7 protein-coding genes and 1 pseudogene are annotated in these 11,732 nt (G+C 60.3%); 3 read left to right on the forward strand and 5 right to left on the reverse strand.

Features of this window, described 5'->3' with window-relative positions; genetic code table 11:
* From HU806_RS21030 to HU806_RS21040, 3 genes are all read right to left on the reverse strand, one after another.
* A complete protein-coding gene (locus HU806_RS21030) occupies window positions 1–933 on the reverse strand; it encodes a diiron oxygenase (RefSeq protein WP_186613992.1) in 933 nt (310 codons plus the stop codon).
* A complete protein-coding gene (locus HU806_RS21035) occupies window positions 930–1,706 on the reverse strand; it encodes a DUF3050 domain-containing protein (protein WP_186613994.1) in 777 nt (258 codons plus the stop codon). Before HU806_RS21035 ends, HU806_RS21030 begins: the two co-directional genes overlap by 4 nt.
* A gap of 692 nt (window positions 1,707–2,398) precedes the next feature.
* A complete protein-coding gene (locus HU806_RS21040) occupies window positions 2,399–3,079 on the reverse strand; it encodes a GntR family transcriptional regulator (RefSeq protein ID WP_186613996.1) in 681 nt (226 codons plus the stop codon).
* Window positions 3,080–3,281: 202 nt separating this feature from the next.
* Between HU806_RS21040 and lapG the strand changes: the two genes are divergently transcribed.
* From lapG to HU806_RS21055, 3 genes are all read left to right on the forward strand, one after another.
* Window positions 3,282–3,974, forward strand: coding sequence for a cysteine protease LapG (lapG, locus tag HU806_RS21045; protein WP_186613998.1), 693 nt, complete (start codon window positions 3,282–3,284; stop codon window positions 3,972–3,974).
* A gap of 14 nt (window positions 3,975–3,988) precedes the next feature.
* Window positions 3,989–5,935 (forward strand): cyclic di-GMP receptor LapD, encoded by a 1,947-nt coding sequence (lapD, locus tag HU806_RS21050; protein ID WP_186614000.1) that lies wholly within the window; start codon window positions 3,989–3,991, stop codon window positions 5,933–5,935.
* 700 nt (window positions 5,936–6,635) lie between these two features.
* Entirely contained in the window at window positions 6,636–7,007 is a 372-nt protein-coding gene (locus HU806_RS21055) for a DUF6124 family protein (protein ID WP_186614002.1), read from the forward strand.
* A 174-nt stretch (window positions 7,008–7,181) separates the two neighbouring features.
* On the opposite strand, the gene HU806_RS21060 is transcribed toward HU806_RS21055, so the two are convergent.
* Window positions 7,182–7,520 (reverse strand): tryptophan synthase subunit beta, encoded by a 339-nt coding sequence (locus HU806_RS21060; RefSeq protein WP_186614004.1) that lies wholly within the window; start codon window positions 7,518–7,520, stop codon window positions 7,182–7,184.
* A 117-nt stretch (window positions 7,521–7,637) separates the two neighbouring features.
* Window positions 7,638–11,732, reverse strand: a pseudogene (locus tag HU806_RS21065) (LapA family giant adhesin); the annotation flags it as partial.

Genomic DNA, 11,732 nt, shown 5'->3' on the forward strand with positions numbered 1-11,732 from the left:
TCATGGGGTCAAGTAGTCGGCCAGGGCATCGCGCACACACGGTGAAGCCAGCATCGAGCTGCCGCGAAAGAAACGCGTGATGTTGCCCACCAGTGGGTGAAAACGATTGATGGGGTAGGCCAGTGCGGCAGCGTCTTCACGCAGCGACTGGCGCGCCGATTCGTCGATGGGCAGGTGCGTGATCAACTCGAAATCGAACGCCTGTTGCAGATCGCTGGCCAGGTACTCGGCGATGAAACCAGGCATCAACCGGGCAATCGCCTCGCGGTCCTCTTCGGGTGCGGTGCGCCAGTAGATCTGCACCAGCCGCGTCCAGAAGCCCGAGTGCCGGCCCTCGTCCAGCAGGTGGTCGGCCATCAATCCCTTGATCGAGGCCTTGACCGAATCGTCCCGGGCAAACGCCGCCACGTCGTTGGTCACAGTGTTCTCGGCGATGGCGATACAAATCAGTTCCACAGCGCTGAGCAGGTGCTCCGGCGCTCGCGCCAGCGTGGCCGGAATCGCCCGGCTGAGTTCGATCTGCTGGGGCAACGAGATCGGCGCGATACCGGTCATGTCGATGGTCTGCTGCATGAAGTCCATCGCCACCAGTGCGTGGTAATCCTCATCCACCACCACGGTCATCGCGTCGTAGCGACAGGCAAACGGAAACTCGATACCGAAGCGGTTCTTGGCGATGCGTCGGGCGGTGTGGTCCACCAGCTCCGTTTCAAAAATCACCACATCGTTGATGAATTTGTAGAGGCTTTGCACCAGGACAAAATCACGCAGATGCGGGCAATGGCTCAGGAAGGTCTGGCTGTGCACCATGGGTTGGCGGCTCATGGGAAAGATCAGCTTGTCGTCGTCTTCGACCCGGCGCCGCGGACGGGTGCGGATCGTGGCGCGGCTCTCCCAGGCATCGGCGAAGGACTGATATTGAATGGCGTTCATGGCGTCACCTGCGCAACGGCCTGGGTCATGCTCAGGCGCAGGCCATCCCACAGCGCCGTGCGACTGTGGACGGCAGCGAGGGCGGCGGTCAGGACTTCGTGCTCGCGCTGCGGGTCGCCATTGATCAGCCGTGCCAGCAGCTTTTCGGCCGCCGGGCCGTGGTCTTCGGAGTCCACCTCGATATGCCGTTGCAGGTAATAACGAAACGTTGGTGCCTGATCCAGGCCAATGCCCCAAGCGTCCAGCATCCGCTGGAACATCTGCGGGATGACGCTTTCGCGACCATGCACGAATGCGGCGGCCACGCTGTGGGCCGGGGCATGAAGCGCGGTATGCAGGGTCTGGCGCACGAAGCGCGCCGCGGCCGGTTCTACCTCGACGCTGTCCAGCGCAGTTTCCGGGCTGACGCCCTCTTGTTGCAGAGCGATAAATTGCTCAATCGCCCGGGTGTCCGCGCCGACCTCGCGCATGGCGTCCAGGTACAGTTCGAAATGACTGCAATAGCCCGCGCCGGGACGGTCGTCGGACTCTTCACCCAAGACGATTTCGTTGATCAGGCGCGCCGCATGCGGGTCGGCCGGCGGCAGCCACGGTAGATGAGTACAGGTCAGTTCCCGTTGCAGGCGTTTGGTCAAGGACATGAAATCCCATACGGCGAAAACATGACTTTCCATAAAGCGACGCAACAGGTCGATTGATGTTATTTCAGAAAAGACCGGGTGCTGGCCAAGTTCGTGCTTTTTTAGGGAAAGTTGCTCTTTGGTTGGCTGCATTGAAACGTCCTCGTCAATGATGTTTGTCCGGAAGTTGCTCGCCTTGTTTGTCAGGGCGAGCGGGGACCTGAACCGGAATCCATGTTTTCTTGATAATGCTTGTTGGCGCGCGCTTCGCTCTGTTGTGCCGTTGTCTGGCGTGGTTTGCCAAGCGCTGGAGAGGTCGATAGCAACTCGACAAATAAAAAGTTAGTACATGTATCAAAGGGTTCGCAAGTTATTTTCCAATTATTTAAAGTTGGGTATTTATTGGGCGCGAAGAGGCTAATTAAAACTTTCGCTATAAGTTTTATTGGGGCGAAGTTGCTCCTTCCGATTTATAACTATCAGAATCGAATGGTTCGAACGAATGCCTCGCTCGGAGCACTTCAGGGATCGGGGGAATAAAGAAGTTGGGGTTTTATGGGCGGGAAACCGGTCGGACTTCCGGGTCTTTCCGCCAGTGGGCGACGCTCCTTGCGAGGTGGTTTCGATTCGCTTGGCTTGCAGCCAGGCGCTGACTTCTTAAGGTCTTTTTTTCGAATCGACAAACGCAAGAGTGAGCCCAAATCGATAGCAGTTCCATTGAACTGATGTCGAGACGGAGCGCCGCAGCGGTGAGGCCGTGTCGGGCGGGCAATCTGGGCTGTAGGAAGGATATGTAAGAAAGTGCTACGCCGGCTTGAAGGCCGGCGCGCAGGGGAGCGGTTCGTTTACTGGTTCAGGTATCGGCGCATGGTGACCGATGCTTTTTCCAGATGATTTTCCAGCAGATAAACCGTTTGCACGATGTCTTTGGCTGCCGCGGCGGCGAGCATTGCGCGATGGTCGTCCTGGGTCAGCTTGCCCAGGCCCATGGACGACAGATGAAAACGCAGGAAGCGTTCTTCTTCGTTGAGCTCGTGCTCGATCAGGTCAAGCAGCTTGGCGTTGGGCGCCCGGTGGTAAAGCGACATGTGGAACAACCGGTTGAGCCTGGCGATCTCGCCGTAGTCGGTTTGCACCTCCAGTTGCTCGATGTAGTGGGCGGCCATGGCCAGGTCGTTGTCGTCGAGCAGCGGAACGGACAGGCGCAGGGCGAAGCTTTCCAGGACCGAACGCAAGGCGTAGGTCTCGACCGCACTGCTGGTGATCAGCGGAGCCACCACCGCGCCTTTGTGCTGGACCACGTTGAGCAATGATTGCGCCTCGAGCTGACGCAATGCCTCGCGCACCGGCATGCGGCTGACCCCGAACAGGTCGGCCAGCTCCTGTTGGCGCAACGCGGTGCCACTGGGCAGGCGGCCGTCGAGAATGGCTTCGCGCAGGGAGCTTTCGATGACTGCGCGGGCCTGGGCTGCGGGAATAGGTCCGTTGACCTGGATTGTGCTTAACGGTTTGGGCTTCTGCGTCACGACAACACCCTGACTGGTAGTAACGAAATTGGATCCAAGCCAACATTAGTTACAGATTGCCAAGCCGTCAAAACCTCGCGGCCCCGGTTCCTGAACTAAAGTTTAGCCTGCTTGTGGTGATTGCAACCTGCCATTGTCTTTTGCCGGGCCAGGCTTCACCATCCAACGAATTTTCCAACGGCCCTTTTCGGACTTATTTCCCTTGGCTGCACCTTTCCCGGTCCTCAGGTCCTTGCGCTGGCTGTGTACGGCATTGCTGCTGGCCGGCCTGATGCTGGGCGGCTTGCGAGCCGACTGGGACTTTGCGCAGATCAGCCGGCGGGCGCAAGCGTTATATGGACCGTTGGGCGAAGGGCAGCAGCGGATCGACGCGTGGCAGCAATTGCTGGCGACCCAGAAACAGATTCCCGAGCTGGAACAGCTCAAGGTAGTGAATCTGTTTTTCAACAAACAGGTGCGCTACGTGGAAGACATCGACCTGTGGCGTGAGGTCGACTATTGGGAAACTCCGATCCAGGCCCTGTGGAAGGGCGCCGGCGATTGTGAAGACTATGCCATCGCCAAGTATTTCAGCCTGCGTCACCTCGGAGTGTCCAGTGACAAGCTGCGCATCACCTACGTCAAGGCGTTGCGGCAGAACCGTGCGCACATGGTGCTCACCTATTACGCCACCCCCGACGCTATGCCGCTGGTGCTCGACAGCCTGATTGACGGCATCCAGCCGGCCAGCCAGCGAACCGACTTGCTCCCGGTCTACTCTTTCAATGCCGAAGGGCTGTGGCTGCCGGGCGCCAAGGGCAACAAGAAAGTGGGTGACACCAAGCGCCTGTCCCGGTGGCAGGATGTGTTGAAAAAAATGCAGGCCGAAGGTTTTCCGGTCGAGACGACTAACTAGGAGCGCGCGCTCAGATGTCCTTGTTCAAACAGCTGTTGATCGCTATCTGTCTGTTCCTGGTGGTTGCCTTCAGCGGCAGCTTCATGGTCAGCCTGGAGAGCTCGCGGACGCAGTACGTCAATCAGTTGCGCTCCCATGCCCAGGACGCGGCCACGGCGCTGGCACTGTCGCTGACGCCGAACATCGACGACCCGGCGATGGTCGAGTTGATGGTCAGCTCGATCTTCGACAGCGGTTACTACGCGAGCATCCGCGTGATCGACGTGGCCACCGACAAGACCCTGGCCGAGCGCACTGGCACGCCGGACGCCGGCAGCGTCCCGCAATGGTTCATCAGGCTTATCGGCCTTGAACCGGCAGGCGGCGATGCAATCGTCAGCCGTGGATGGGAACAGGCGGCGCGGGTCGAGGTGGTCAGCCATCCAATGTTCGCCCTTGCCAAACTGTGGCAGAGCGCGCTGGGCAGTCTGGGTTGGTTGCTGCTGTGCGGCGCCGTGAGCGCGGTGCTCGGCGCCTTGCTGTTGCGTCGTCAGCTCAAGCCTTTGGATTACATGGTGCACCAGTCCCACGCCATCGCCCGTCGTGAATTCCTCAGCCTTCCGGAGCTGCCGCGCACCCCAGAGCTGCGTCGGGTGGTGCAAGCAATGAACCAGATGGTCGAGAAGCTCAAGGCACTGTTCCAGGAACAGGCTGAGCGCAGCGAGAAGCTGCGGGTCGAGTCCTACCAGGACAATCTCACTGGGCTGGCCAATCGACGGTATTTCGAAATGCAATTGCATGCCCGGGTGAGCAATCCAGAGCAGGCCAGTTCTGGTTACCTGCTGTTGCTACGGGTCAAGGACCTGGCCGGTTTGAACCAGCGGCTGGGCGGGCAGCGCACTGACCAATTGCTCAAGGCCGTGGGCGAGCAGCTGTTGCGTGAATGTGCCCGGTATCCGGAAACCCATAACCTGGTGACACGCATCCGCGGCGGTGAGTTCGCGGTGCTGGCGCCGGGGCTGGTGCGCGAGGAGGCGCTGCAACTGGCGCAGAGCCTGGAAACCGCGTTGGCTAGCCTGCACGCCACCGGCGCGACCGACGTGGCCTCGGTGGCTTCCATCGGTCTGGCGCCGTTCGTTCATGGCGACTCGCCGCAAGCAGTGCTCCAGCTCGGCGACCAGGCCCTGGCCCAGGCCGAAAGCCAGGGCGAACCGGGCTGGGCTTGCTTGGATCACAGCGCGTCGGCGAGTGTCGGCGATGATCACCATGCCTGGCACAACCTGCTTGACCAGGCCTTGGGCAACCAGCGCTTCGAGCTGTATTTCCAACCGGTGGTGGCTGCCCAGGACACCGATGTGGTGTTGCATTACAAAGTGCTGTCGCGGTTGTTGGATGAACAAGGCCAGACCATTCCCGCCGGGCGTTTCCTGCCGTGGCTGGAGCGCTTCGGCTGGACCGCGCGCCTGGACCGCTTGATGCTCGAGCAGGTGCTCAAGCAGATGGCTGGGCATGAACAATCCCTGGCGTTGAACCTGTCCTCGGCAACCCTGGCCGATCCTCAGGCGTTGAGCAAGGTCTTTGAGATCCTGCGGGCTCACGCCAGTCTCGGGTCGCGCCTGACCCTGGAGATTGGTGAAGAGCAACTGCCCGAGCAAGCGGTGCTGGAGCAATTGACTCGACAGTTGCGCGAGCTCGGTTTCTCCTTGAGTCTGCAGCGCTTTGGCGGGCGGTTCAGCATGATCGGCAATTTGTCGCGGTTGGGGTTGGCGTACTTGAAGATCGATGGCAGCTACATCCGGGCCATCGATCAGGAGAGCGATAAGCGTTTGTTCATCGAGGCCATTCAGCGTGCTGCCCATAGCATTGACCTGCCGTTGATTGCCGAGCGGGTTGAGACGCAAGGGGAGTTGGCGGTGATTCGTGAGATGGGGTTGTTTGGGGTGCAGGGGCAGTTGGTTGGGGAGCCTAGGCGTTGGGGGTGAGGCGGCTTGTACGCTTCTGATTGAGTGCATAGTCGTTGCTGCGGTAACGGCGACTTAGGGTTTCGCCCTGACGGCGACTCACTTTTTTTCAGACGCCAAAAAAAGTAAGCAAAAAAGGCTTGCCCCACCACTCGGTGCCTCGCTTAGGCTCGCCATGCCCGAACGAAGGCATTGCTCCGTGGGCCCGCCGCGAAGGCCCATCCATGGGCCAGCGCGGCTATCCCGGCATCCATGCCGGGATGCCCACTGCGCAATACCTGCGTTCGGCCAGCGTGGTTAACGGGGCCTCCAGATCAAAAGCAAAAGCGAGGCGGTTTGAGAGCCGACCTATCTCTTGCGGTTGTACCTCGATCCAATTGTGGGGGCGAGCTCCCTCGCCACAGGGGCTGGCGTGTTCTGCTAGTGCGCGGCAGGTCCTAGGAGATTTCCTTCAAGTTGTAGCGAACTTGCTGAACTTGTCTGGCGTCTGCCTCATGGCTAGTCTGGGTTTGTCACCGAAAAAACGGTGACACTGGCGTGCAAGCCGGTTAAAAGACGACGCGCAAGCGCTTTATGGCGGTTGTGCGTGGGAGATTCCTTCGCAAGAAGAAGTCTGCCGGGGTTCCGTCTGCCCGGTCTTGCACACCTGCGTACAGCTGCCACCTCATTTGCGTGCAAGCGAACGGTGTCGGTTCCACCTCTACAGATGGAGCTTCACGACATGTTCAAAGTAACTCCAAATCCGCCAGGAAACCCTGGCAAAACCTCTGGCAAATCAGCGAAGTCCAAAAAACTCGACGAAGCCGCAGAACGCGCCCTCGACTACTACCTCAATCCCAAACCAACCGATAAAGCCTCGGGGAAACCCCAAACCGCCCAGCTTTTCATGGTCTCTCCAGACATCGACACCGAAACCCTCCTGGCCAATGCCTCCGAAGACTTGTTGTCCATCAGCGCCATCGCGGCCGACCTGGCCGACGACGTCGAAGGCTCACGCCGCAGCGTGATCCTGGCGCTCAGCCGAATGGCCGACGGGGTGCACCTGTTGGTGGAGCGGGCGATGGATCGGCTGGAGGCTCAAGCGTCGGGCTGATGCAGAACCTGTGGCGAGGGAGCTTGCTCCCGCTCGGCTGCGCAGCAGTCGCAGAACCGGGCAATGTGGTCGACCTGGAGAAATGCAGGGGCCTGCTTCGCAGGACAGCGGGAGCAAGCTCCCTCGCCACAGGTGCTGTGTACTGCTTGGAATGGCGTCAGCCTGGGTGACAGGCTAGATCAACCCTTTCTCATCATCATCGATCAACCGACTCAACCCACCCAGCGCTTCCCGCGCCTGGTTACGGTCCATCAGCTTGGCTTGGGCCGCTGCTGGCAGGTCGGTGACGCGGATGACGCCTTTAGCGGTCAGGACCTGGATCAAGTCGTCGAGTACCCGGATCATCTCCAGGTCGCTTTGCTTGAGTTGCTTGAGGCTGTTTTCTACGGCCTGGTTGGCGAACCAGTCCTGAATCTCATGGTTGTCGGCCGGCAAGGTCTCGGTGGCCTCGGCATAAGCGGTGGCTTCGACGCGCACCAGCAGGCCTTGTGCATCGCGTTGCACATAAAACATCGGGCATCCCTCATATATGAAGCGGCGTCATGCTGGGCAGCATAGGCCAACTGTGGGGATTATGAACACTTATCCCATGCGAGGGAGCTGGCTCTCTCGCATGGGACGCTGTCAGGTTCAGCTGTTGTTGTGATCGATCTTGATGGTTGGATCACTGCCGGCGATGAGCGAGTTCAGGTTGATGTTCGACCAGTTGTTGCCCTCCAGCTTGATCGTCACGTCTGGCGCCGCTGCCGCACCGTTGGCCGCGTTGAACTGGCCGGTGGTGCTGACCTGCAGAGAAGACACGCCATCGACCGTGCTGATTTTCAGGAAGTGGTCGATGGTGCTGCCGGTCTCGCCCTGCAACAGGTCACGCAAGTCGATTCGATCACCGTCGCTGGCCTTGAAATCCTTGATCACGTCGGTGCCCGTGTCACCGGATTTCCAGACGAAGGTATCGCCGCCCAGGCCACCGATCAGGGTGTCGTTGCCCTTGCCGCCGCCCAGGATGTCGTTGCCGCTGCCACCGAGCAGGATGTCATTGCCCTTACCGCCATCCAGCAGGTCGTTGCCGCCCTGGCCGAAAATGATGTCGTTACCGGCGCCGCCCAGCAGGGTGTCGTTGCCGTCATGTGCGCCGGACACATCGAACGCGGTGTAGTGTTCGGTGATGTACTGGTGCACGCTGGCGGTGGTGACCTTGCTGACGTCCACGCCGCTTTGCTGGGCCACGAACGACTGGATGGCCTGGTAACCCTCGCCGGCGATGCCGTTGAAGCTCACCAGGTCGCCGAACAGGATGTCGTTGCCTTCGCCGCCGTTGACCGTATCGGCGCCCGGCAGGGTCGCTTCGGTGTGGCCAATGATCGAGTTGGCCAGGTTGTTCGGGTCGATGTTGGTCTGTGGTGACGAGTCCGAATCGTACGGCTTGAGATCGTTCAGGGTCACATCGCTGTTCAGGCCGATGGCTTCGACGGTGCTCAAACCCTTGAGCAGCGTGAAGCTATCGGTCGAGCCCGCCGCTGAATCTACATAGTTCCAGTAGTCGCCATAACCGGTGCCGCCCTGTTTCGACACTTCGAAGGTTCCATTGCCCTCGGCATGCACCGTGCCCACATAGCTGTCGATCCATTTCTTGCCGCTTTTGGTCGACAGGTACATCTCGCCGTTTTCGTAGATGGTGTACTTGTGCGTGCTGTCGATCGTCTGGGTGTAGTACTTGCCAGCGCTGTAGTTGGCCGCGCTCAGGACGTCATCGAGCTTGACGGTGCCGTAGAGCGTTGGGTTGCCCTGTTCTTCGGTCTGGTAGTAGGTCGGCTTGCCGTCGGTAATGAAATACGTGAGGTTCTTCGCCCCGGTATTGTTCAGGGCTTCGGTACTCTTGAAGAAGTTCGCCGTGGTCTTGAACACGTCTTCATAGTTGGTACCGCCACCGGACACCATCGAATCGAGCAGGCCCTTGAGCAAGGTCAAGGCGTTTGAGTCTTTGAGGTTGACCGAGACCGTGCTGTTCACCTGGCTGTCGAAGTCCGCCAGGAAAATATTCACCGTCCCGGAGTTACTGCCCAGGCTCTGCTTGAGGGTGTTGAACACCGAAGTCAGCGAGGCCTTCGCCGCTGCAATGGACGAGTCGCTCATGCTGCCGGAGCTGTCGACCATGAAGGCGATGTTGTAGTTGACGCCCGGCACCACGGTCAGCCCACCGATGTCGGCGACCACAATGTCGTTGCCGTCGGTGCCGGTAACGTTGTCACTGCCGGAAGTGGCAGTCGCAGCGCTGTAGACCGCCGGATGCACCGTTACCGGGATTTGCGCGGTGGTCACGGCCGATCCACCGTGGGCTTCAGTGGAGGTCGACGTCACGGTCAGGTTGATCTGGCCGTTGAAGTAGGTCGGTGGGGTCAGGTTGAGGTTGCCCAGGTTCCAGCCTGAAACCGAGGCTTCGCCGTTGGCGCCCACGGTCGCGGTGTGGCCTGCGCCGTCGCTCAGCACGCTGCCTTCCGGCATGCCGCCAATCTTCACGCTCAGGCTTTCCGAGCCGTCGGTGTCGGTCAGGACGGTGGTGATCTTCGACAGGTTCACGCTGCCGCCTTCGGCGCCTTCGTTGAGCTTGAAGCCGTCGTAATAGCCTTCGCCATTGGTGCCGTGCAGGTCGGAGACGGACACGCCGGCATTTACCAGGTCGGTCACACCGGTATAGAGCGGTACGCCGGCGCTGCTCAGGTCAACGGGCGTGCTGCCGTTGACTGACAAGTTCACGTCATAGCTGCCCGGGCCGGTCTGGTTGTGGTGGTAGATGTCCAGGGTGTAATAGCCGCTGGCGGTCGGTGTGAACGAACCGTTCAACTGGCCGCCCGCGCCCCAAGTGATTGCCGCGGCGGTTTTGCCGCCAATGGTGACCAGCAGGCTGTCATCGCCCGTGCCGCTGAAGGTGTAGGTCTTGCCGGCTTCGAGGAAAATCAGGCCCGAGGTTTTCGACGCAGTGCCCGGGTTGACGTTGCTGTCGGACTGCACGTTGGTCACGTTGGTGCTGCTGTTCGGCGTACCCGCGGCATCGATCACCGATTTGAGCGTGCCGGACGGCGCCCCGCTGCCATCGGTACCCAGGCCCGACAGGCCCGTCCAGACTTCCTTGATCAGTCCAGTGGACGTGATGTTGTTGCCAGCGACGTTGAGGGACGGCGCATCCGCGGTCGGCGTGATGTCGATTTTCACAGTGCCGGTGTTACCCAGGGCCTGGCCGTCGGTTGGCTGGAACTTGATCTGTGCGTAGTCAGCCTGCTTGTTGCCAACGCCGCTGCCGCCGTAGCCATCGACCCCGGATTCATTGGCATCCGGAGTGAAGCGCAGCTTGCCGGCGTCGATGTCGGCCTTGGTGAAGGTCTGGTTGTTGGCCACGTCCTTCCAAGTCGCACCGTCCAGGTACTGCAACTTTCCATCGCCGGGCAGCCCGGTGATTTTCACGCCCTGGCTGGTAGCGGAACTGTCCACGTCGCTGACGCCGAAGGTCGACCAACCGAGGACCAGCGATTTGTCTTCAGTACCGGTCACCGAGCCGCCAGTAGCGACCGGTGCATCGTTGATTCCGACCACGTTCACGGTGGTGGTGGCCGTGTTGGAGTAGCTTGCGCCGTCGGTCACTGTAACGGTGATGACACGCGGCACGGTGCTCGGATCTTCGCTGTTGTTGATGAAACTGATGTTCTTGATCTGCTGCATGTAGTCGGCCAGCGTCGCATTGCCCGTCAGCGTCAGGACGACCTTGCCGTCGGTGCTGTTGGCGTTGATGCTGATGCCGTTGACACTGTTGCCCAGGTTCAGCGCATCGCCGGGCTGACGGTTGGTCAGCACGATAGTGGCGCCGGTCAGCATGGTGCTGTCCGGGTCGGTGATTTTCAGGTCGGCATCGCCAATCGATACGCCCGGGCCGGTGGTGCCTTCGGTGAATGTCACCTGGTAATCGGCACCGGTCTTGCCGCTGGAGTTGTTGGCGTCCAGGTCAAGCGTCGGTGCTGCATCGTTGTCGATGATCGAGGTGCTGACGCTGCCATTCGTTCCGCTGACCGCCAGTTGTTCGAAGTTGCCACCGGTAGCCGAGTCAATCTTGACCACGAAGTTATCTGTGCCTTCGGTGATCTTGTCATCCAGCGTTGCCACGTTGAAGTTGGCGCTGGTGGCGTTGGCAGGCACTTTCACGGTGTACACACCCGTGAAGTCCGAGCCATCGGCGGCGGTGCCGCTGTAGACGATCTTCACTGTCACTTCGGTTTGAGCCGGGTTTGTCAGGCTGACGGTGTACGTAGCCGACTGGCCTTCGGTGACCGATGAGCTGCCGGTGATGCTGACGGTGGTGTTGTCCACGGTGTCGCCCACGACCGTCGACACGACGGCGCTATTGACGCCGATGGCTTCGAGGTTGCCACCGGAGGCCGATTTGATCGACTCGGTGATGGACGGCGCGCCGGTGTAGATGTCGTTGCCGACGGCTACGTCCAGTACGCCTGAACTTGCGCCGGCAGCGATGGTGATGGTCTTGCCGCTGTCGAGGGTGACGGTGACCGGACCGTTCTGTGCGGTGACAGGTTTGCCATCGGCACCAGTCAAAGTGGCGGTGTAGGTGATGGTGCCGTTTTCGTTGACGGTCGGTGTGGCGGTCAGCGTCACGGTGGTGGTGTCGTTGACGTCGCTGACGATGGTGCTAACCGGAGCGGTGTTTGGCGCAATGGCTTC

Origin of the sequence: Pseudomonas sp. SWRI154, assembly GCF_014268645.1 — a bacterium.
Classification (GTDB): domain Bacteria; phylum Pseudomonadota; class Gammaproteobacteria; order Pseudomonadales; family Pseudomonadaceae; genus Aquipseudomonas; species Aquipseudomonas marvdashtae.

Bases quoted from the DNA above. Each gene is read 5' to 3' on its own strand.
- HU806_RS21035 (WP_186613994.1), bottom strand. From the start codon at position 1,706: ATGCAGCCAACCAAAGAGCAACTTTCCCTAAAAAAGCACGAACTTGGC.
- HU806_RS21030 (WP_186613992.1), bottom strand. From the start codon at position 933: ATGAACGCCATTCAATATCAGTCCTTCGCCGATGCCTGGGAGAGCCGC.
- HU806_RS21055 (WP_186614002.1), top strand. From the start codon at position 6,636: ATGTTCAAAGTAACTCCAAATCCGCCAGGAAACCCTGGCAAAACCTCT.
- HU806_RS21060 (WP_186614004.1), bottom strand. From the start codon at position 7,520: ATGTTTTATGTGCAACGCGATGCACAAGGCCTGCTGGTGCGCGTCGAA.
- lapD (WP_186614000.1), top strand. From the start codon at position 3,989: ATGTCCTTGTTCAAACAGCTGTTGATCGCTATCTGTCTGTTCCTGGTG.